The sequence below is a fragment of the Paenibacillus sp. FSL M7-1046 genome, assembly GCF_038007405.1.
In the GTDB taxonomy this organism is placed as follows: domain Bacteria; phylum Bacillota; class Bacilli; order Paenibacillales; family Paenibacillaceae; genus Paenibacillus_AQ.
Genome location: NZ_JBBOXB010000001.1, coordinates 5,012,790 through 5,035,284 on the forward strand (window position 1 = coordinate 5,012,790; position 22,495 = coordinate 5,035,284).

Here is a 22,495-nt window from a genome sequence, read left to right on the forward strand (position 1 = left end):
CTTGTAAAGGAGAGCGACGGGATGCTGAGGATTAAGCTGAATGAGCTGGCGAAAGGAACGGATAACAGCCTGGTGCAGACGGAAGTGTGGAGATGGGACGGGATTGGCTGGAATGAATGTATTCCTCAGCAGGAAGAGGATTTCATCCGTGCGGATGATGATCTATTCGTAACGATTCCTGCAGAAGCGGGTTTGTATCGGGTAGATTACTCCAAAAAGCCTGTAGAGGCGCTTTATTTCCTGCCTGAGGTGGATGACAGCGAGCTGCGGGCAGATTTGCTGCATCCCGCTCCTTTTAAGCTTAAAGAGGGGACTCGTTGGGGGTATATCGACAATGTAGGACGGACGGGTATTGAGCCGAGGTATGAGTATGCCGAGGATTTTCAGGAGAACGGCCTGGCGATTGTGCAGCGCAACGACAAGAGCGGCCTGATTGACAGCTCCGGGCGGGAGAAAGTGAGACCGGCCTATTCCTTTATTGCCCCTTTTTCAGAAGGCCGTGCTGTGGTTTCCGATGCCAAAGGTTATACGTTGATTGACGAAAGAGGCAAGCAGGTTACAGCAGCACGTTATGATTACTTAAATTCGCTGCATGAAGGGCGTGCGATGTTCTCCAAACAAAGTACGACGGGTACTTCCCACTACGGATATCTGGATGCCCAGGGAAAAGAAGTACTGCCTGCGGTTTACGAGGACGCCAGTGATTTCATGAACGGAACGGCACTGGTCAAGCTGGGCGATAGGGAGTTTGCGCTGATTGACCCGCAAGGCACCGTGCTGCATACGTATAAATATCCATTTGTAGGTTATCCGGGGGATGGCCTGCTGGCATACCAGGCTACCGAGAACGGTAAATACGGGTATCTGCGGATAGACGGAAGCATCGCGATAGAGCCGCAGTATACAGCCGCCCTGCCATTTTCTGCGGGGAGAGCGGTGATCAATACGGCAGAGAATTATGGCAATGCCTACGGCCTGATTGACAAGCAGGGGAAGCTCGTAGTTCCAGCCCAGTATTATGAAGTTCAACAGCTAGGTGAAGACCGGGTGGCATTGGGTACACCAGTGTATCCAGACCAGCCTTACCGCGGTTCACGTTATGCTATCGCTGATGCGGTAACCGGCAGAATCCTCAGCACCCACCCCTTGCTGGGTGTGAACAATTATCAGAATGGACTCGCCTCAGTGTTTGACGCCACCGATACCTATTTCATCGACAAAAGCGGAAAAAAAGCAGCTCAGCCGCCCGTGATTGCCGGTTCAGGCATACTTTCCTTCAGCGGAAGTCTGATCAGGGCTGACGTGGATCAGCGGACAGCCTATTACGACCGGCGGGGCAATCAGGTATGGAGGCAAAATGGAGTCATAACCCTCCGGCCGCCTTATTCAGTGCTGGAGAAGAAATACAAACCGAATAGAGACTATTTGGTGTATTATCCGGTTATCGAAGGGATTGCAAACTCCGAGGTATCCAGAGAAGTAAATGACAAGCTGCGCAGCCTTTCCCTTGCCGAAGGAGCGGGGACCGGTGAAGGGACGCAGGATTACAGCTATACCGGGGATTTTGCCGTCTCCTTCTTCCGCAAAAATCTGCTTGTACTGGAACTGAGCGGCTACAAGTACCCTTTTGGCGCTGCCCATGGCATGCCTACCCGGATTTATGTTCATATCAATTTGCGCAACGGCAAATTTTATGCTCTTCGTGACCTGTTCAAGCCGGGCAGCAAATATGTGGCGAAGCTCAGCGCAATTGTCGGCAAACAGATTGCGAACGATCCCCAGTACTCATACGTTTTTCCGGACACCTACAAGGGAATTACGGCGGATCAGCCCTTTTTTGTTGATGAAGAAGCGCTGTATCTGTATTTCGCTCCATACGAGATCGCCCCATATGCTGCGGGTTTCCCGACATTCCGTATTCCTTATGCAGAAATCATGGGTCTGATCTCGACCGAAGGCGAGTTCTGGCAGTCTTTCCATTAACCTTCCAGCAACGAAGATAACGTCTTAACCTGTACAGAATGTACAGCGAAGTCAATAGGAGGCTGCTGTCCTGATTAGGGTGGCGGCTTTTTTGTTGTATGGGAGTTGAAATGTACAAGCCGTCTGCTTACCTATCTTGCAATCTATTAATGTAAAAATTTAGAAGCGCACAGCTGAGAGATTTATGCTACAATGACTGAGGAACAGATTACAACTTTGTAATAATTGGAGCCCATTACTTCGGCCGACAGCAACATAACAAATACATCATGAACAAGGAGATGGCAGAATGAAGAGCAAAACTTTAAGAGCAATGATAGGTGGAAGTGTGGCGGCAGTGATGGCGCTTAGCATTTCTCTTCCAATACAGGCAAATGCAGAGGCGGGTAATACTGCGACTGGAGCACCAACTAATTTCGCACAATTCATGCAATATTTTAATCAATATAGCCTTAAGGGATTTCCTTTTTCCAATACAACAGTGACAGTTTACAAGTCTCAACCGGTTGTTGTTCCGACAAACACACCTGCACCGGTTGCAACAGCTAAACCAACAGCGACACCCGCAGCAACAGCCGCACCAACGGCGACACCAGTAGCAACGCCTGTAGCGACAGCTAAACCAACGGCAACGCCAGTAGCGACAGCGGCACCAACGGTAACACCGGTTGCGACGCCAAAACCAACAGCGACACCAGCAGCAGTAGTCAGCACTCAAGAGTCCTATATCCAGCAAATCGTTACGCTTGTGAATAAGGAACGTGCGACAGCAGGGCTGTCCCCGGTCAGCGCTTTGGAAAGCCTGAACAAGGTGGCCGCAGCTAAAGCAACCGATATGCGTACGAACAACTACTTTTCGCATACATCCCCGACGTACGGATCGCCTTTTGATATGATGGCCACTTTTGGCGTCACTTATCGGGCTGCCGGGGAGAACATTGCAATGGGCCAGAGAACTCCGCAAGAAGTAATGACGGCCTGGATGAACAGTGAGGGACACCGTGCCAATATTCTGAGTGCGAACTTTAACTACATTGGCGTAGGTTTCGACAACAATTACTGGGTTCAGGAATTCATCGGAAAATAAACCAAATGAAAAGTACAAAACCCGTTCTCCCGGCATTGCCGGGGGGACGTTTTTTTTTGAGAAAAATATGCTTTCGATTGATATAATAGACTATTAAGGACAAAAACCGCCAAATTTCGCTTGAACGGTGGATATTTGCAAATTAAGTATAGAAGAATTATGTTTATCTACATAGTTAAGAAGTTTGTAAAATGTGGAACACTGGTGATAAGAACTGCATACGGAGGGATGGCTTTGAACGATTCAAAATGGACCTGGCGCACTGTGAGCCTGATTTCCATAGCAGCAACGTTAGTTTTGATCGTTGGGTTTGGATATGCGGTGAACGATATTATATACCCGAAGGGTGAAGTTTTTTCAACCTCTTTGCCGCAGGAAACACCGGTTCCCACGGCGGCAAGCAGCGATGAAGTGAAAATGTTGGCACTGGGCGACTCTTTGGCCAAAGGCACCGGTGACAATACCGGAAACGGTTTTGTAAAGCGGACACTGGACGGGCTGTCGGCTGGCGGAGGCAAGGCGGAGCTGCTTGGCAATATGGGTATCAACGGGCTGACAACCGCAGGCCTGCAAAGCAAGCTCAAAGAAGAAGGCGTTCGGTATGCCTTGCGGCAGGCCAACGTCGTGCTGCTCTCGATCGGAGGCAATGATTTGTTCAGGGGATCGGATATAATGGGAACGGGTAGTGCAGAACAGGGAACAACGTCAACGGAGACAGGGAGTCCTGCGGACATTGCTTCAATGCCTGGAGCAGATCCTTCTGAAACAGGGACAGCGGGCGGGAAAACCGGCTCATCCGGGACAACCGTTCCTTCGGCAACTGAAGATGAGGTGACGCCGGAGTCGCTGCTGGCCGCGCTGCCAGATGCTTCGAAACGGCTTGGCGTGATTCTGGAGAGCATCGCCGAGATCAATCCGCAGGCGCAAATTTTTTATGTCGGATTATATAATCCATTTGGAGATATCGAGGATCTGCTGGTGCCCGGCAATCAAGCGGTTACAGCCTGGAACAACGCAGCAATGGATATCATTAACACGCACAGCAATATGACACTCGTCCCAACCTTTGATTTGTTCAACCGCCATCTGGATAAGTATCTTTCAAACGATCATTTTCACCCGAACGGCGACGGCTATCAGCGGATGAGCGAACGAATCATACAGGCTGTGCGCTAAGGATGTACCTCACCGCAAGTCAGAAATGATCGTAGCAAGGAGTTGTGAGAACATGGATAAAGACATAAGCGGAGAAGCCGGGACAGTTATTCTGTCAGTGGAAGGCGTCCGCAAAAAAATCGGCCGGAAATGGATCATTGATGATGTTACCTTCAACGTGAAGCAAGGGGAAATCTTCGGTTTTCTTGGACCTAACGGGGCCGGAAAAACAACTACAATCCGTATGCTTGTGGACCTGATTCGTCCAAGTGAAGGCAAGATAACCGTCTGCGGCTATAACGTTAACCGTGAACCGGAAAAAGCGCTGCAATATGTTGGCTCGATCGTAGAGAATCCGGAAGTGTATACCTATCTGACAGGTTGGGAGAATCTGCAGCATTTCGCCCGCATGCAGCCAGGCGTGGACAAGGCGCGTATTGCTGAGGTAGTGGACATTGTCCGGCTGGACCAGCGCATTCATGACAAGGTGAGCACCTATTCGCTGGGTATGAGGCAGCGGCTTGGGATTGCCCAGGCGCTGCTGGGCCGTCCCCGGCTGCTGATTCTGGATGAGCCGACAAACGGGCTGGACCCCAAAGGGATCAAAGAATTGCGCGAATTTATCCGCGAGCTTGCTGCGGAAGGCCTCGCGGTATTTGTATCGAGCCATTTGCTGAGCGAAATTCAGCTGCTGTGCGACCGGGTTGCGATTATCAGCAAAGGCCGCGTGCTGGCGGTTGGCGGGGTAAATGAACTGGTTGCGCGCAATTCCCCGTATGTGCTATGGGATCTGGAGCCTTTGAATAGGGCCAGAACGATACTGGCCGGACGTCCTGACATCAAGCTTCTCGAACTGGATGAGGTTACGCTTGACGACTCCGTCATTGCCGGAATGGGCGCGAATTCCCTCATCACGGTCATGGATGAAGACCTGATTCCGGAGATTGTTGCCGTGCTGGTCACAGCGGAAGTGGAAGTTAGCGCCGTGCATAAAATAAACCCCACACTGGAACAGCTATTCTTGAAGCTAACGGAAGGTGAAACTATTGATTAATTTGCTTCCGCTCATCCGTAATGAGTGCCTGAAGATTATAAAAAAGAAACGGTTTTATGTTATACTGCTGATTCTGGCCGTACTTGTGCCTATGTTTACCTATGCACAGATGCGTATAGCCGAGCGCAGCCGGGACAAGTTTAATTCGGACTGGAGACTGGAGATACAGCAGCAAATTACCGATAATCAAAATTCACTGGGCAGCGACCGGATTCCCGAGGAATGGAAGTCCTACCGGCGGATATTCGTCCAGCAGCTGCAGTATTATCTGGACCATGACGTCAATCCGAATGAGCCCAGCGGGGTTACCTTTACCCGCGAGTTCCTGGACAACTCGGTCTCCTTGTTCATTCCGCTGCTGATTATGGCAGTAGCCTCAGATCTTGTATCCGGGGAAAGGACGACCGGTACGATCAAGATGCTGCTGACCCGGCCGGTCAAACGCTGGAAGGTGCTGTTCAGCAAGCTGGCGGCGCTGCTGATGTTCGTCTCCTTGATTGTACTGTCGGTGTTTGCAATCAGCTATCTGATTTCGGGGCTTGTTTTTGGATACAAGGGCTTTAATCTTCCTGTATTTACCGGGTTCCAAATCAGCGGAGATGCGGTGGATATGTCGGCTGTCCATTCCGTTCCGCAATGGAAATACCTGCTGATGCAGGGCGGGTTAATCTGGTTCGTGAGCGTAGTCGTTGCCCTGCTGGCGTTTATGGTATCGGTGCTGGTGCGCAGCACAGCGGCAAGCATCGTGGTGATGATGGCAGGACTGATCGCCGGAACGATTCTGACCAATATGGCTTCGGCCTGGACGACAGCTAAATATTTATTTATGGTTAATCTGGGATTAACCGGGTATTTGGCCGGAACACCGGCACCTATTGAGGGGATGACACTGCCTTTTTCCATGGCTGTTCTGGCCGTTTGGGGGATTTCTGCAGTAATCATTTCATTCGCCGTCTTTACGAAACGGGATATTTTGAATTAGAATGTACAAAGTGAACCAAAACGTTTGTTTGCATTTCATAGATAGAGAGAAAAGAAGGAGGAGCATGAATGCTCGAACAGATCGATATGTTTGCAAAAGTCTCTAAGAACGCCGAAACAGGCCGGACTGGATACGATGCTGACGACATTCAAGTGCTCGAAGGTCTGGTTGCGGTCCGCAAACGGCCCGGCATGTATATCGGCAGTACGAGTTCCTCGGGACTGCACCATCTCGTATGGGAAATAGTGGATAACGCCGTAGATGAGCATTTAGCCAAGTTTTGCTCGAAGATTGATATTACACTGCGCAAGGACGGTTCGGTTACCGTCATTGATAACGGCCGGGGAATCCCGACCGGGATGCATAAGACTGGAGTGCCTACACCGCAGGTTGTTTTCACGATCCTGCATGCCGGTGGTAAATTTGGCGGCTCCGGGTACAAGAAATCGGGCGGATTGCATGGCGTAGGGGCTTCAGTTACCAATGCGCTGTCCGAGTGGCTGGAAGTCGAAATTTATCGTGACGGCAAAATCCACCGCCAGCGCTTCGAATATTGGGTAGACGCAAAGGGGAAAGAGCATGTCGGTGAGCCTGTTACCGGTCTTGAGGTGCTGGGAAATACGAATAAGACCGGTTCGAAGATTACCTTCAAGCCGGATATTCGCGTCTTCCCGAATGGCATTGCCCTGAACTATGATACCCTTGCGGAACGGGTGCAAGAGATCGCCTTCTTGAACTCCGGGCTGCGGATTAATCTAAGTGACGAGCGCAGCGGCCGCCAGGATGAATTTTTCTATGAAGGCGGAGCAAGCCAATTCGTGCAGTTTCTCAATGAGGGCAAGGATGTGCTGCATGACGTCATCCATTTCAGTTCGGAGAAGGATGATATTGAAGTTGAGGTGGCATTGCAGTATAACGCAGGTTATACGGAGACGCTGGCCTCCTTCGTCAATTCGATTCCTACGCGCAGCGGGGGAACACACGAGACCGGCTTCAAGACAGCTTATACCCGTGTGCTGAATGATTATGCCCGCCGGACACAGCTGCTCAAGGAGAAGGACAAGAACCTGGAGGGCAATGATCTGCGCGAAGGCATGATGGCGGTAATCAGCGTCAAGATGTCCGAGGTAGAATTCGTCGGCCAGACGAAGGATCAGCTCGGAAGCGCTTCTGCCCGCAGTGCCGTCGACTTTATCGTGTCCGAGAACATGGCCCGTTTCCTTGAGGAGAATCCGCAGGTGGCGCAAAGCCTGCTGAAGAAATCCATCCAGGCCTCCAGAGCCCGTGAAGCGGCGCGCAAGGCCCGCGATGAAATCCGCAGCGGCAAGAAACGCAGTGAAAGCTCCAACCTGGGCGGCAAGCTCTCGCCTGCGCAGTCCAAGGACGTTACGCGTACAGAGCTGTTTATCGTCGAAGGCGATTCCGCCGGAGGATCAGCCAAGCAGGGGCGTGACTCCAAGATTCAGGCTATTCTGCCGCTTAAGGGCAAGCCGATGAATCCGGAGAAGGCCAAACTGCTGGACATTCTTAAGAATGATGAGTACAAGGCGATTATTTCCGCAATCGGTGCGGGAATCGGTCCGGATTTTGCCGTAGAAGACAGCAATTATTCCAAAATTATCATTATGACCGATGCTGATACGGACGGTGCGCATATTCAAGTGCTGCTGCTGACCTTTTTCTACCGGTACATGAAGCCGTTGATTGACGCCGGCAAGGTGTTTATCGCCCAGCCGCCGCTGTATAAGCTGACCCGCAAATCAGGTAAGCTGGAGACGGTACGTTACTCCTGGAGCGACGAAGAACTGCAGAATTACCTCAAGGAATTCGGCAAAAACTTCGAGCTGCAACGGTACAAAGGACTCGGCGAGATGAATCCCGACCAGCTGTGGGAGACGACGATGAACCCGGAATCACGCACGCTGCTCCAGGTGCAGATTGAGGACGCCGCAAAGGCGGAGCGCCGCGTATCCACGCTGATGGGTGACAAGGTCGATCCCCGCAAACGCTGGATTGTCGAAAACGTCGACTTTACCGAATTTGTAGAGTAGTGTGCAAGTGACGATTATCCCGATTGTTAAAAAGAGCTTGGTGATCTGAGGAACGAAGGGGAAGTTTGGAACTGCAGAAGCGTCAGCGTTCGCCTTTATTCTCGAATTTCAACCGTAAAGCGGGTCAAATTGAAGAAATTCGGGAATAACAGCGATCGGAAGTCCAAACATTCCCCGCAGTGACAAGGGATCAGCACACTTTTTTTAGGCGGGCAGTTTGAGGAACAGAAGGTGAGCCAAGTGAGCAGTTTATCAGAACAATTTTTACCGGCTTTTCTGGAAGAGGTCGTCGGTGACCGCTTTGGCCGGTATTCCAAATATATCATTCAGGACCGGGCGATTCCGGACGTCCGCGACGGGCTGAAGCCTGTACAGCGCCGGATTCTATACGCCATGTACGACTCCGGGAATACCCCGGACAAGCCGTACCGTAAATCCGCCAAAACCGTCGGGGATGTCATGGGTAATTATCATCCCCACGGGGATTCGTCGATTTATGACGGTATGGTGCGGATGGCACAGCCTTGGAAGATGGGCCATGTGCTTGTGGACGGACACGGCAACTGGGGCTCGATGGATGATGATCCGGCAGCAGCGATGCGGTACACGGAAGCCCGCCTGTCGCCGATTGCCATGGAGATGATGCGCGACATCGAGAAGCGCACCGTGCTGTTCAAAGATAACTTTGACAACACAGCCAAGGAGCCAGTGGTGGTTCCTTCACGTTATCCGAACCTGCTGGTCAACGGAACGAGCGGCATTTCGGCCGGATTCGCTACGGAGATTCCGCCGCATAATTTGCGTGAGGTCATTGATGCCTGTATCGCGGTGATGCAAAAGCCGGATATCGAGCTTGAGGACATCATGACATTTATCAAAGGTCCGGATTTCCCGACAGGCGGTACGATTATGGGCGGCGAAGGAATTATGGACGCCTACCGTACCGGCAAAGGCCGCATTTACCTGCGCTCGAAGACAGAGATTGAGAATCTGCGCGGCGGCAAACAGCAGATCGTTATTACGGAAGTGCCGTTCCAGATCGTGAAATCCCGATTGGTCACCTCCATGGAGAACATCCGTCTGGAGAAGAAGATCGAAGGCATCGCCGAAGTCCGCGACGAAAGCGGACGGGAAGGGCTGCGCATTGTGGTGGAGCTGAAGAAGGAAGCTGACGCCCAGGGCGTGTTGGCTTATCTGCTGAAGAAAACCGACCTGCAGGTCACTTACAACTTCAATATGGTGGCTATTGTCAACAAGGCTCCGCAGCAGCTTGGCCTTAAGGCCATTCTGCAAGCCTATATCGCCCATCAGCGTGATGTGGTTACCCACCGCACCCAATTCGACCTGGAAAGAGCGGAGGACCGCGCCCACGTTCTGGAAGGGCTTGTAAAGGCATTGAACATACTGGACGAGGTCATCGCTGCGATCAAGGCATCGAAGAACCGCCAGGATGCCCAGAACAATCTGGTATGGATGTTCGGCTTCAGCGAACGCCAGGCCGATTCCATTCTTACTTTGCAGCTGTACCGTCTGACCAATCTGGAGATTCATTCGCTCCAGAAGGAATTGGACGAAATGCAGGCGCGGATTGCCACATTGCGCGGCATCTTGGACAGCGACAAAAAACTGATCGCCGTCATCCGCAAGGAACTGCTGGAGATCCGTGATAAATACGGGATAGACCGCCGCTCGCTTATTCAGGGCGAGGTTGAAGAGCTGAAGGTCAGCCTTGAAGTACTGGTTAACGCAGAGGATGTGCTTGTAGCACTTTCGGCCGATGGTTACATCAAACGGACCGGAATGCCTTCGTTCACGCGTTCGGGCGGTGAACGTCAAGCCTCCGGTGTCAAGGAAGGCGACCATATCGTCAAGCTGCTGGATCTCAATACAAGGGATAGCCTGCTGGTATTTACCCGCAAGGGGCAATATTTCCTGCTTCCGGTTCACCAGATACCGGAATTCAAATGGAAAGAGCCCGGCACGGCAATCGTGAACGTCATCAGCCTGGCGAAAGGCGATGGCATTGTCAGCGTGCTGCCGGTGGGCAATCTGGAGGAGCCTCAGGCGAGTCTGGTCTTCGTCACGCGTAAGGGCCAGGTCAAACGTACGGAGCTTAAGGAGTACTCTACGAGCCGTTCCGGAGCCGTGGCTGCCTGCAAGGTGGCAGATGGCGACGAGATCATTACAGTGGCGCTGAGCAGCGGAGACAAGGACATCGTGCTTGTGACCCGCGAAGGGATGAGCATCCGGTTCCGCGAGAACGAAGTCAATCCGATGGGCCGTGTGGCCAGCGGAGTCCGCGGCATTCAGCTTCGCGAAGGTGACGAAGTGGTTTCCTGCTTCTGGGTAAGCGAAGACGAAGGCGAAATACTGGTTGTCTCCGACCTTGGATATGCGAAACGGTCGCTATTAGTGGATTATCCGTCGCAGAGCCGCGGCGGCAAAGGGATGCCGACCTTCGAGTTCAAGGAAGGCAAACGGGTCAAACCGAACGGCAGCAGGCTGGCAGGGGCATTCCACTGCAAGGAACCGCTGGAGTTAGTCGCCTTCACCCGTGATGGCTTGCATCATCAGTTCTCTTCTGAGGCTGCTCCGCTGGGTGATCGCCGTTCTACAGGCAAACAGCTTGTACCGGTTGAGAAGAAGGATGAGATCATCACTCTTTTGCCGGCGATTAAGTAATTCGTATTCACTGCAATAGGGCTAACATACAAAAGGCGTTTGACGGCTCCTCACGGGCTGGCCACAACGCCTTTTTGTATAGGTAAAGTAACGGATAACAAGGGTTTTGGTTATTTATTTTTTCGTTTTGCAGGAAATGGAATTTCTTTCTCGAAAATGTAGATATACCGGATTGAAATCCGCAGGGAAAGGAAGGAGTAACTGTGCATTCCTCAGAATTCAGTAAGATTTGGCATAAAATATTGAAGGACTATAAGCTACATATGGATAGCAAGCTTGCGCCTACGCTGACAGATGCCCAACTCACCGTGCTTGAATTGCTTCAGGAACGTGACGCAATGAAGCCTTCTGATCTGGCCCCCCATCTCGCGACCAGCCCGGCAGCGGTGACGATGCTGCTTGACCGGATGGAGAAGCATAATTTGATTGTGCGTGAACGCGATGCAGCGGACCGGCGGATTGTCTGGGTGAGCATCACGGAGAACGGACAGAAAGAGACCGAGCGCGGACTCCAGATCCGCAGTGATTTTTTTGCCGAAGCGCTTGATCCGATTTCTTCACATAATCAGCAGCTGCTGCTTTATCTGATGGGCAAGATGGCGGTTGCTCCAACGCCGGAAGGCTCTACACCCTGAACCTGAACCTAAACTTGGATCTTATTAATACTTATATAAGCTCAAAAACAGGCCATCCGTTAACGGATGGCCTGTTTTTGCAAATGCCGGGACCACAGATTCCAGGGGAAAGTCTGCGGCGGCAGCGAGATTAGCTCGATTTCTTCTTTGGTAACCGGATGCGGAAAGCCGACCAGCGCGGACCAGAGGGCAATTTGCTGCCCCGGTCTGTTCACCGCCGAACCATATTTCTGATCCCCGAACAAGGGACAGCCGATTCCGGCAAGCTGCACTCGGATCTGATGTGAACGTCCGGTAAGCAGGTCTATCTTCAGCAGAGTATACCCCTCCGCGCTGCCCAGCACCGTATAATCCAGAATAGCCTCTTTGCCGCCCGGTGTTCCTTTGCGGACAATGGTAACTGTATTGCTCTTGGCATCCTTGAGCAAGGTATTGATCAGACGGCCCTGGGAGGCCGGAGGCTGGCCGTGCACCACGGTCAGGTAGACTTTATGGAAGCTGTGGGTACGGACGCTTTCGGACAGCCGTGAAGCGGCTTTGGATGTCTTGGCGAAGATCATCGCACCTCCGACTGGACGATCCAGCCGGTGAACGAGCCCCATGTACACATTACCAGGCTTGTTAAAGCGTTCCTTCACATCTTCCTTAAGCAGGCTCAACAAGTCTGCATCGCCAGTAGCATCCTCCTGTACGGGGATATTTACGGGCTTCACGATGCCGAGAAGGTGGTTGTCTTCGTACAGAACTTCAAAGCGGGAATTTCCCTCCCAGGGCACTCCGGCTGTACCGGAATTGTGTGCAGTCATGGCTTACGCCTCCCAGCGGCCCAAAATTCCGCAAGGCAGGTTCATCCCGGAGGAGGTAATCGGCAGTCCGATTTCGCCGGAGGTCAGCTTGCCGCCGTACCGTTTGCCCATCGTCATCGAGAGCATGTTGCGCAGAACGGTTGGAGAAATGCCTGTCGTATAGGAGTTAATGAGCATGAACAAAGGTCTGTCGCTCATGATTTGCATGCAGCTCTCCAGGAACGGGTACAGACTCGCTTCAAGCTTCCACATTTCACCGCCGGGTCCTCGGCCATAGGAAGGCGGGTCCATAATGATTGCATCGTATTTGCTGCCCCGGCGCTGTTCGCGCTGTACAAATTTGAAGACGTCATCGGTAATATAGCGGACCGGACGTTCGGCAAGGCCGGACAGGGCCACATTTTCCTTCGCCCATTGGACCATGCCTTTGGCCGCATCCACATGGACTACTGAAGCTCCGGCGCTCGCTGCAGCCACTGTAGCCCCACCAGTGTAAGCGAACAGGTTGAGCACAGAGATCGGACGGTTCGCCTCAGCGATCTTGTCCATCATCCAGCGCCAGTTGGCCGCTTGCTCAGGGAACAGGCCAGTATGCTTGAAGTTTGTCGGACGCAGGTGGAATTTCAGCTTGCCGTAGCTGATTTTCCAGTCGTCCGGAATGGTTTTCTTCATTTCCCATTGTCCGCCGCCTGCCGAGCTGCGGTGATAATGTCCGTGCACATCCCGCCACTTCGCCGTCTCGTTCGCGAGCGGCCAAATGATTTGCGGGTCCGGGCGGCGCAGAATAATATCGCCCCAGCGTTCCAGCTTTTCTCCGCCTCCGGTATCAATAACTTCGTAGTCTTTCCAATCGCCTGCTATATACATATTTAATCCATCCTTCAAAAAATTCATTTAGCCTTTATTGTACAACATTTAGCACGGGCCCTACAAACAAAAAGGTAACAAAGCTGCGACTCTTCTCATTTTGCCCATTTGGGGATGTGCGTATAATATTTCCAAATATATCAGCGAGTTAGGCCGACAAATGACAAGAAACTATCTGCTTCTCGGAGGAGTGCTGACGGCCGTTATTGTAGCGTTTCTGGCAGTGATTGTGTATGATCAGGTTAAGTATGTTTATCGGAAGTTGAACAAGCACAGAAGGGGGCAGCAGCTTCATGTACAATCTGTCGGAGCTGTATTATCCGATTACGGCGAATCCGAAAGGGGCAGGGGAGATTCTGCCCTGCAAGGCGCTGCGTCCTTATATCCGCTGTTTCTGGGGAGAGCCAGAGAAACAGCTTAATGATCCCTCGGCCCCCTCCCTTGGGGGAGAAATTATTATTCCGGACAGCTGCATGGACATCATTTGGGAGTGGGATGAGCAGACGGGAGAGTCGGGCGGGATTTTTTGCGGGATTAACGATACGCCTTTTGAAGCCGGACAAGCTCACGACGATACGGGAAAACTCCGCTTCGCCATCCGCTTCCACTTCTGGGCCGTGCACTTGTTCGCCGATGACCATCTCAGGGAGGTCCTGAACATTCATACCGGAGTGGACCAATATTTCGGTTCCTTCCGCAGCGAACTGGGAGACAAGCTGCCGGGGACCCGTACTGTAGCAGAACGGATCGCCTTGGTGGAAGCTTATCTGCTGCGTCAGCTGGAGAAGACCCGGCACAGCAATGACGGCATGCTGAATGCTGTGTATGCCATCGTGAAGTCCAAAGGCGTCATATCCGCCGCTGCACTGGAAGGGAATTCGGGGTTTAGCAGCCGGCAGCTGGAAAGGCTTTTTCGTGAATATATCGGAATTTCGCCCAAAAAAACAGCCGATCTTGTGCGCTTTCAGAATGTATGGCTGGATCTATACCGTACACCCTCACAGAATAGAAATATTCAGGATGTTGTATATAGCTACGGCTACAGCCATCAGTCCCATCTGAATAATAATTTCAAGAAATTTGCCGGCAAAACGCCGCTTGAGGCTCTGGCCTATGCACGGAATTAACATGTCGTTTTTTTGCAATACAGCGGGGACGGTCACCAGGTATACTGTTGTCAGATGGCCAATGCGCCGCTAACCAAATGATGAGAATGAGAGGGATATACTATGATTTCTGCTTTTGAAGGCATCAATTTGTACAGCAAGGATACTGCAGCCTTGGCGGCATTTTATGCAGAGGTGCTGGGGATTCCCGTACCGTTTGAAGGCTATGGCAACTCTGACGGGGCGAAGATTGGCTTTGAGAAGAGTCAGCCGGGCATCATTATCTGGGATGAGAATAAATGGGATAAGCTGACGACAGGAGCAGTCAATCTGGTGTTCTCCTGCAGCAATCTGGATGAGACCTATGAAACGCTCAAGGCAAGAGGACTGGATTGCCAACCGCCGGTTACAATGGAATACGGGGGTAAGGAAATGAATTTCCGCGATCCTGACGGCAATAGCATTACCTTGCTTGAAGGAGCATATTAAGTTATAGCAAGCCTCGAGAATACAGAATCGACGATGAACGCGAACATCAACCGGACTCCCGGTCAGTGTTCGTGTTTTTATATATTGACAATGATAATCATTATCAAATAGAATGAGGTTAGTAAAAGTTGGTTTAAATTTAATGTTTACCTTGGGGAGGAACAGATTCATGGCTAAGGTGCTCGTGGCATATGCCAGCTTGACCGGCAATACGGAAGAGATTGCTGAGCTGATTGTGGAAGGAATACGCCAGGCAGGTGGAGAGGCCGTTCTGAAATCGGTCACCGACTGCAATGCGGATGAGATAAAAGCTTATGAGGGCGTGCTGCTTGGTGCCTATACCTGGGGTGACGGTGAGTTGCCTGATGAATTTTTAGATTTTTATGAGGAGATGGATGATCTGGATCTGACGGCTTATAAGGCAGCTGCCTTCGGAAGCGGGGACACCGGATATGAAATCTATTGCGGGGCCGTGAATCAGATTGAGGAGAAACTCAAGGAACGCGGCGCAGAGATAGTTCAGGAAAGCTTGAAGATTGAATACGGTCCGAACGCTGCCGAGAAAGAGGCCTGCCGGAATTTCGGTCGTCAATTTATCGAAACCTGCGCGGCGGTTTCTTAAGAATGGGCGGCGCGGCAGGATATCAGGTGGCGGGAAGAAGGGAAGTGCCGGACGCAGGCTACAGCCGGCTTAACGATTTCCGCATGGAGCATATCATGCTGGGCGGAGCCGAGGATCCTACCGGAGGGGCTGCGGTCACAGGGCTTCCGCGCTGGAGGCAGCAAGTCCAGTATGCAGTAGGACACACTCTTAACGATTTCTACAGTCTGCAGCCAGAGGTGCGCAGGGAGACGCCTATCCAATTTCTGCTGGAGCGGCGCTGGCCGCCCAAAGGAACAGCTTTTCCTTCGCTAATGCACTATTGGGATATCAAAACGGCGGTGGCTGACGAGCTGATGCGCATTGTCTCCGGGAATCATACCCGCGAGGTGCCGGTGATGCTCTATGAGCAGTGGCATGTTCCGGTACCGGAGCTGGAGATCGACCTGGCGATGATTTTTCAACTGGCCTGGAATTCCGCAATAAATGGACGCTGCTTGAATATCCAGAAATTTATGGTGAACGGAAATGAAGATGTGATCACCGGATTTCTGCACATGGCTAATGTGTTCTGCCATAAGGCTTATGGAGAACCAGCTGAAACCATTGAAATATATACTTTGCTTGACGGCCGCCGGCATATCTTTGACGGAGCAGGTGTACCGCTTGGCGAATCACTTGATTATGTGCGATTGTTGTCTGTATTCCTGGAGGGTGAAGCCATGGCCTATCCTGCATTAAAATACGGAGAGCGCAGGAACGAGAAAAGTGAGGAATCCTTCGGAAGATACGGTTTGATGTAATCCGGAACCAAGTGGACTATCCAATCTTTCCCGGAGCGTGACAGGCTTGCCAAGCAGGGGACATGAAGATATGGTTAAGGGCAGGAGGTGTTCCAGCCCATGCCGGAAACAATTAAAACCTATAACACTGCAGTGGAAGCGACGCTTGAAGTGATCGGAGGCAAGTGGAAGCCGGTGATTCTATTTTTTCTTACGTTTGGCAAGAAACGCAATGGGGAACTGATGGGACTGATGCCTGCTATTACACAGAAGGTGCTAACGCAGCAGCTGCGGGAATTGGAAGAGGACGGAGTCATAAAACGGACTTCTTATAATGTGGTTCCACCGAGAGTAGAGTATGAGCTGACGGAATATGGCTGGAGTCTGAAAGCAATTCTTCACCTTCTGTGCAAATGGGGCGATACGCACATTGAACGGGTGTACGGTGATCGGGCCATTGTATTGTCTGAACGTGAGCGGAATGATAAAACGGCCGGCCTCTGAAACAGGGACCGGTCGTTTCTCTTAAGAAAAGCAATCATACATACAGGGAGTATTGCTTAAGGGATAACCTTGGCTTTTCGGAGCCCGTCAAAAATATTGATGAACATACTCTCCGTTTCTACGAACTCATGGAAGCCCAAGCGGCGTGCTTTGGTACCGTCTGCAAAAAAATCGTAATCCCAGGAGAAGACAAAGTCCCCGAATGCCCAGGATGATACGCTCTGATAGCTGTTTTTTTCCAAGCCGTACTTCTCTACCATGTTATTCCACAGTGTCTCCTTGTCCTCCATGACTACAGACAGTGACATCTGAAGAGGCGGAGCCGTTTCAAGATTAAAATACGCGGCGATTTTGGGCCACATCTCACTCCAGCGGAACAGGTCGCCGTTCGTAATATTAAAAGCCTGATTAGCACAGCGCGTATCGGTTGCCGCCCATATGGTCGCTTTCGCCAGCAGCCCTGCGTCAGTCATTTCGAGCAAGCTATGATAGGCCCCAGGTTTACCAGGAAAACGCAAAGGCAACCCAAGCTCCTTCGACATGGAGGCATATATGGCAATAACGAGGGCAAGATTCATAGGATTGCCAAGTGCAAACCCGCCGACGACGGAAGGTCGCAGTGCCGACCAGGTCCATCTTGTCCCCTGCTGCCGCTCTTCAAGAAAGTTCTGCTGGTCAATATTGAATTCCGGCGGCATATGATTGGGATCGGTTTCCCTGGCAGGCGTTTTGAAAGGTCCAAGGTGAGCGCCATATACTTTATAGCCCTGCATAAGACTGATGTGCTGCAGAGCATGGGCCACCGGTTCAATAACATCTACTACGTTAACCAGCATGGCGAGGTTTGGGGGGACAAGCTCAGCCCAGGTGGGCTTATCCTGATAGGCTGCGTAAAAAATATGTGTCACTTCCGAAAGGCTGCCTAACTTTTGGCGGACGTCCAAGGGGTCGAGCAAATCGGCGGAAATGTAACGGATGCGCGTAGTATTCTCTCCACCCCGGCGTGACACGCCGATAATGTCCCATTCGGGCAGCGTAATGAGATGTTCGATCAGATTGCGTCCAATCACGCCGCCTGCTCCGACAACAAGGGCTGTTTTTTGCGGTGTATGTCCTTTTGAATTCATATTCATTGTCCTCTCTCTGTGTATTGGATACACCCCAAGTATGGATCGCGGGAGGAGGGATGAATAGTACGCACTTTGAAGTCATATAGGAACCTGCAGGTAACATAAGGGGCTGGACTCACCGGCAATCAAGAAAGCCCCTTGCTGCTGGCGAAGGGTGCCAAGCGACAAGGAGCTGCTGTATGTTGTACTATTGTGCTGCTCTAGAGCGGCAGAGAATTCAGCCGGTATAGCGGTAGTAATCCTGCTTGTTAAGAATTACGAATCCGCAGCTCTCGTATAACTTAAGCGCGTTGGGGTTGTCCAGTGAAACCTCCAGATTCACACTGTTATAATTGCGCCGCTCCCGCTCGATGGTCTGCAGCAGTGCACTGCGTCCGATACCGAGTCCGCGCAGCTTTTGGTCGACCGTAAATCCGAAAATCCAGGTTTCGTTATCCTCCGTGGACAGCCGCATCTTACCGGCAGGCTGTCCGTTCATTTCAATGATGATATGCTCCTCCAGCCCTTCATGTTTATACATTTCAAAAACTTCGGCCGCATCCTCTTCCGACATGTTAAAGCCGCCGCTGTCCAGCTTAATGAGGATGGATTCCTCGTCCTCGCGAGCGGGCCGCAGCACCACGGTACCGGCAGCAGAACTGGCTTCTCCGGAGCCTTGCGGCAAAGTGCTTCCATCCCATTTCATCTGGTATTCGGCATGATTAAAGACCAGTGGCAATGTCTGCAGGAATGCTGAACCCGAAGCTGAATTGGCGGGCGTATTCAGCAGCAGTGTGGTAACCTTTTTCTGCTTAATAATGCTCTGGGCCCGCATCCAAAGGGAGGTGAAGATTCCGCGGCGGCGGTAGCCCGGGCGGACCATGCCGCATATTTCCATTTCGCTGGAGAAGCTGTATAGTCCGATGAAGCCGACCAGCAGTTCCTCTTCGTAGGTTACCAGCCATTCCGTCCCGCCGGCCGCTGAAGGCAGCCGCAGCATATCCCAATTCAATTTGAGGGAGATTCCCTCGTATTGCTCGCAGCGGTGCTGCAATTCTTCTATATCTTTTAAAGTGTCAGCTGTAGTCAAACCGTTTCCTCCTAAGGTTGTGAGCGCTCAGCGATAAAGCTTTAGCTCCCATAGATTCATAGTATTTAAGGAAACGGGCATGGTCTTAAGACCGGTTTCCGTCTCCGCTGAGTACATCCGAGTACTCCTCATGTTTTTTGAATTGATGCGCAGCATAAGAGCACACGGGGACAATCTTCAAATCCTCTTCACGGGCCTTGTCCACAACTGCCCGTACAAGTTTTTCACCGGCACCTTGACCGCGCAGATCCTCAGAGACGTAGGTATGGTCAATGACCAGTGTTCCTGTAGCCTCTTCCAGTCTGTATGTAATCTCAGCAAGGTCCTTACCGTCGCCTGCAATATAGAAACGTCCTGCTCCTTGTTCAATCAGTTCCATATTCTTCACTCCTGCCTAAATGTAATGCCTTTATCTTACTACCCTGATTTGGAAAAAGCGAGAACTGTACACAATGACTGCCTGTTTTCATGGAAGAACTTAACACCAGCTGGAAGGGGAGGCGGAATGACTTGCGCTTACGCTGCTTCATGCCCTAAGATTAAGACACTAACGCTGTAACGAATAGAAGTTGCATCAGGAGGAAAGCCCATGGAATACGAGATAGAGGTTCAGTTTGAGCCGGTTTATGAGTTAGTAAACAGCATACATACGTTTATCTGTAAGAAATCCAATAAAAAAATTGATCTGGGTACCCCGTGGGCTGCCGAAGTGGCAGGTAAGCTTAGTCCAGGGCTTCTTAGTGCACTGGAGGAAACAGATCTCGGGAATGACTGGAAGCTGCTGAACCTGCTGATCTATTTATGTCCGGCCAAACAAAATGTGGAGAGTGCGCTGAACTGGCTGGAAAGTCTGTCGGTCGGTGAAATATACGAAACCCTTGCCGGGCATGTCAGTGTGTTTCCTGTCCAGATGGAGCAGTTCCGCAGCCGGATGACCTACCTGTTAACCGAATGGAACCGGCAATACTTCAGCACCAGTGATCCCGCCATTCTCGCTAAGCTGCAGGAGCATACGAAGGAACGGAACAGGGAACTCAAGACAAACAATACTTCCGATTTTGTCAACAAGACAACCAATGGTTTCTATTTCTTGCCGGGGGACGGACTGCGCAGGCTGGTGCTAATCCCGCAGTTCCATTTTCAGCCAGTCAACATTATTTACAACTTCGGCACTTTGACCATTTGTCATTATGCAGCGAGAATTATGGTCACAGATGAGGAAATATCTCCATTTATGTACAGGACTCTACGCAGTCTGGGTGAAAAAAGCCGGCTGAAGATTCTTCAATCGGTCGGCGGAGAACGCAAAACGTTCACAGAAATCGTAAAGCAAGCGGGCATCTCCAAAGGGATCGTACATGATCATATTTTCAGTCTCCGGTGTGCCGGTCTGCTTCATGCCTACATCGAAGGGGAGAATGTCACCGCATACAGCCTCCGTCTGGAGGGGATTCACCGGATGAATGAGCAGCTTTTTAAATATTTGAATTGAACCCGGTACACCCTATAATCCTTTACAAAGCCAAGGTATTCTCTACTGAAGAGAAGCTTTGGCTTTTTTTGTAATGGAAAAAACACCAGTGAATTCTGTTTGTGGAGAATTATTTTTAAGTTCTCTCTTTACAGAACAGAATTTACTTTCTATAATGTGAACTATCGGTCATTAATCATACTTAGTGGGTAGGAATTATCAGTCTTTATAAAATGGAGAGAAAAGAGATGATCTTGTGAGAAAAAGTACGATTTTATTGTCCACCTTACTGATAGCAGGTTCACTGCTGCTGTCGGCCTGCTCGGACAACGGCAGTGCGAACAACTCTGAAGTTGTGGACACCCCGGCTACGGCCTCTGCAGATACTGGCGTAACCGAAGCGGCAGCTTCACCGGCACCCGTGCCGGCTGGCGCACTCAGCGAGCCTTTCACGGCAACTGACTTGTCGAAGCTGCCCGCAGTTGCCCAGAACCGTACGGATACGATAATCGTCGGACTCACCGACCCTAGCGGCGCTTTTACACCTTATTTCCAGGAAAGTGGTTATGACGGCAACGTTTCTTCTCTGCTTTATGCTTCACTGGTAACGGTAGATGACAAAGGTGTTCCTGCTCCGGAGCTTGCTGAAAGCTGGGATGTGTCTGAGGATCAGCTTACATACACCTTCCATTTGCACAAAGACCTGAAATTCAGCGACGGCTCACCGCTCACTGCGGAGGATGTGGCTTTTACCTGGACGATTCAATATGACAAAACTTATGACGGCGGGTCCTCGCTGCCTTCGCTCAATGTGAAGGGCGGCAAAGCTTACAAAGAAGGTACTGCCAAAAGCATCGAAGGCATTAAGGTTATTGACCCGCAGACGATCTCGGTAACGCTGGAGCAGCCAAATGCTACGGCACTTGTGGTACTTGGCTCCAATGTGTTGTCGAAAGCCTATTATGGCAAGGACTACAAATTCGGTGAGCTGGAGTACATTAAGAAGCTGCATGAGAAACCGCTTGGCGACGGTCCTTACAAGCTGGAGAAATTCATCCCCGGGCAAGAAGTTCGGCTGGTGGCTAATGAGAACTACTTCAAAGGCAAACCAAAGACCGAACATTTCATTTACAAAACCTCTGAGGGCGACGTTTGGCAGTTCCTGGAGACAGGAGAAGTCGACTATGCTTCCTTCAGTGCCACAGAAGAAAATATCGAAAAGCTGAAGGGACTCGGGTATGTGAATATCATTCCTTATACACCGAGCACTTACGGCTACATGCAGGTTAACCTGAAGCATGAGCAGCTCAAGGATAAGCTGGTGAGACAGGCGATAGTCTACGGCCTTGATCGTCAGAGTATTTACGTGGACGCTGCCCAGGGTGCAGGCTCCATTGCCAATATTCCGGCATCGCCGATCTCCTGGTCATATACGGAAGAGGGCATCAATCCTTACAAATATGATCCGGAAAAAGCCAAACAGCTGCTGGATGAGGCCGGTTGGACTGTTGGTGCGAACGGTATCCGCGAAAAAGACGGCAAGCCGCTCAGCATTCACTATCTGGGCTCCAAGAGTAAAAACACCGACATCTTTATTGCTGTAGCCAAAGAGAACTTTGAAGCGCTGGGCATTGAGTTCCAACCGGAAATTTTCGCGGATTTTAACTCGCTGGTTTCGAAGGTGGAAGGCGGGGATTATGATCTCGTATCCTTCTCCACACCTATGCTGACCGATCCGGCTGACGGATTCATGCAATTCTTCGACGGTGAAATTAACGATTACGAAAATCCGAAATTCCTGGAGCTGTACAATAAAGCACTGGCCACTACCGATATCGAACAGCGTAAAGCAGTCTACAAAGAGCTCTACCAGCTGTTAAATGATGAACTTCCGATCATTTTCACCAGCTACAAAAAGACAGTGTACGCCTATAACGGCCGCATCCAGAATCTTACGGTCAGCCCATTCATCGGGCTTGCCGGCAGCCTGCCGGACTGGACTCTGCAATAATTAACTGTTCGTCCCCTGCCGGGTATGCAA

20 protein-coding genes are annotated in these 22,495 nt (G+C 51.1%); 15 read left to right on the top strand and 5 right to left on the bottom strand.

What is annotated here, in order from left to right:
• Positions 1–21: 21 nt before the first annotated feature.
• The 8 genes from NYE29_RS22130 to NYE29_RS22165 all read left to right on the top strand — a co-directional run bounded on the left by NYE29_RS22130 (position 22) and on the right by NYE29_RS22165 (position 11,629).
• Positions 22–1,983, top strand: a complete 1,962-nt coding sequence (locus NYE29_RS22130) for a WG repeat-containing protein (RefSeq protein WP_340897490.1) — start codon at positions 22–24, stop codon at positions 1,981–1,983.
• A gap of 289 nt (positions 1,984–2,272) precedes the next feature.
• Entirely contained in the window at positions 2,273–3,070 is a 798-nt protein-coding gene (locus tag NYE29_RS22135) for a CAP domain-containing protein (RefSeq protein WP_076109791.1), read from the top strand.
• Positions 3,071–3,298: 228 nt separating this feature from the next.
• On the top strand, positions 3,299–4,246 hold the full coding sequence (locus NYE29_RS22140; protein WP_445322215.1) for a GDSL-type esterase/lipase family protein: 948 nt from the start codon (positions 3,299–3,301) through the stop codon (positions 4,244–4,246).
• Positions 4,247–4,298: 52 nt separating this feature from the next.
• Positions 4,299–5,279: an ABC transporter ATP-binding protein gene (locus NYE29_RS22145; RefSeq protein ID WP_340897495.1), complete on the top strand. Its 981-nt coding sequence runs from the start codon at positions 4,299–4,301 to the stop codon at positions 5,277–5,279.
• Positions 5,272–6,261, top strand: a complete 990-nt coding sequence (locus NYE29_RS22150; RefSeq protein WP_076109789.1) for an ABC transporter permease subunit — start codon at positions 5,272–5,274, stop codon at positions 6,259–6,261. The genes NYE29_RS22145 and NYE29_RS22150 overlap by 8 nt, the downstream gene beginning before the upstream one ends.
• Before the next feature lie 68 nt (positions 6,262–6,329).
• Positions 6,330–8,312, top strand: a complete 1,983-nt coding sequence (gene parE, locus NYE29_RS22155; protein WP_038594314.1) for a DNA topoisomerase IV subunit B — start codon at positions 6,330–6,332, stop codon at positions 8,310–8,312.
• Between the two features lie 240 nt (positions 8,313–8,552).
• On the top strand, positions 8,553–10,994 hold the full coding sequence (gene gyrA / locus NYE29_RS22160; protein ID WP_076109788.1) for a DNA gyrase subunit A: 2,442 nt from the start codon (positions 8,553–8,555) through the stop codon (positions 10,992–10,994).
• 203 nt (positions 10,995–11,197) lie between these two features.
• The gene (locus NYE29_RS22165) at positions 11,198–11,629 is read left to right on the top strand and encodes a MarR family winged helix-turn-helix transcriptional regulator (protein ID WP_038594308.1); all 432 of its coding nucleotides are present in this window, start codon (positions 11,198–11,200) and stop codon (positions 11,627–11,629) included.
• A gap of 59 nt (positions 11,630–11,688) precedes the next feature.
• Here the strand turns inward: NYE29_RS22165 and NYE29_RS22170 are convergent, their stop codons facing one another.
• Entirely contained in the window at positions 11,689–12,435 is a 747-nt protein-coding gene (locus NYE29_RS22170) for an RluA family pseudouridine synthase (RefSeq protein WP_340897499.1), read from the bottom strand.
• Between the two features lie 3 nt (positions 12,436–12,438).
• The gene (locus tag NYE29_RS22175; protein WP_076109786.1) at positions 12,439–13,302 is read right to left on the bottom strand and encodes a class I SAM-dependent methyltransferase; all 864 of its coding nucleotides are present in this window, start codon (positions 13,300–13,302) and stop codon (positions 12,439–12,441) included.
• Positions 13,303–13,595: 293 nt separating this feature from the next.
• Between NYE29_RS22175 and NYE29_RS22180 the strand changes: the two genes are divergently transcribed.
• The 5 genes from NYE29_RS22180 to NYE29_RS22200 all read left to right on the top strand — a co-directional run bounded on the left by NYE29_RS22180 (position 13,596) and on the right by NYE29_RS22200 (position 16,784).
• Complete coding sequence (locus NYE29_RS22180; RefSeq protein ID WP_340897500.1) at positions 13,596–14,429, top strand: AraC family transcriptional regulator; 834 nt, start codon at positions 13,596–13,598, stop codon at positions 14,427–14,429.
• 102 nt (positions 14,430–14,531) lie between these two features.
• On the top strand, positions 14,532–14,897 hold the full coding sequence (locus NYE29_RS22185; RefSeq protein WP_076109784.1) for a VOC family protein: 366 nt from the start codon (positions 14,532–14,534) through the stop codon (positions 14,895–14,897).
• Positions 14,898–15,066: 169 nt separating this feature from the next.
• Complete coding sequence (locus NYE29_RS22190; protein ID WP_038594296.1) at positions 15,067–15,519, top strand: flavodoxin; 453 nt, start codon at positions 15,067–15,069, stop codon at positions 15,517–15,519.
• Positions 15,520–15,521: 2 nt separating this feature from the next.
• Positions 15,522–16,301: a hypothetical protein gene (locus tag NYE29_RS22195; protein ID WP_340897502.1), complete on the top strand. Its 780-nt coding sequence runs from the start codon at positions 15,522–15,524 to the stop codon at positions 16,299–16,301.
• A 99-nt stretch (positions 16,302–16,400) separates the two neighbouring features.
• Entirely contained in the window at positions 16,401–16,784 is a 384-nt protein-coding gene (locus NYE29_RS22200) for a winged helix-turn-helix transcriptional regulator (RefSeq protein ID WP_038594293.1), read from the top strand.
• A 56-nt stretch (positions 16,785–16,840) separates the two neighbouring features.
• Here the strand turns inward: NYE29_RS22200 and NYE29_RS22205 are convergent, their stop codons facing one another.
• The 3 genes from NYE29_RS22205 to NYE29_RS22215 all read right to left on the bottom strand — a co-directional run bounded on the left by NYE29_RS22205 (position 16,841) and on the right by NYE29_RS22215 (position 19,362).
• Positions 16,841–17,911: an SDR family oxidoreductase gene (locus NYE29_RS22205; RefSeq protein WP_340897504.1), complete on the bottom strand. Its 1,071-nt coding sequence runs from the start codon at positions 17,909–17,911 to the stop codon at positions 16,841–16,843.
• Between the two features lie 220 nt (positions 17,912–18,131).
• Positions 18,132–18,983, bottom strand: a complete 852-nt coding sequence (locus tag NYE29_RS22210; RefSeq protein ID WP_340897506.1) for a GNAT family N-acetyltransferase — start codon at positions 18,981–18,983, stop codon at positions 18,132–18,134.
• A gap of 85 nt (positions 18,984–19,068) precedes the next feature.
• Complete coding sequence (locus tag NYE29_RS22215) at positions 19,069–19,362, bottom strand: GNAT family N-acetyltransferase (RefSeq protein WP_445322180.1); 294 nt, start codon at positions 19,360–19,362, stop codon at positions 19,069–19,071.
• A 210-nt stretch (positions 19,363–19,572) separates the two neighbouring features.
• Here NYE29_RS22215 and NYE29_RS22220 point away from each other — a divergent pair, with 210 nt between their 5' ends.
• Entirely contained in the window at positions 19,573–20,475 is a 903-nt protein-coding gene (locus NYE29_RS22220) for an ArsR/SmtB family transcription factor (RefSeq protein WP_038594282.1), read from the top strand.
• Positions 20,476–20,710: 235 nt separating this feature from the next.
• Positions 20,711–22,465, top strand: coding sequence for an ABC transporter substrate-binding protein (locus tag NYE29_RS22225; protein ID WP_340897511.1), 1,755 nt, complete (start codon positions 20,711–20,713; stop codon positions 22,463–22,465).
• Positions 22,466–22,495: the final 30 nt, after the last annotated feature.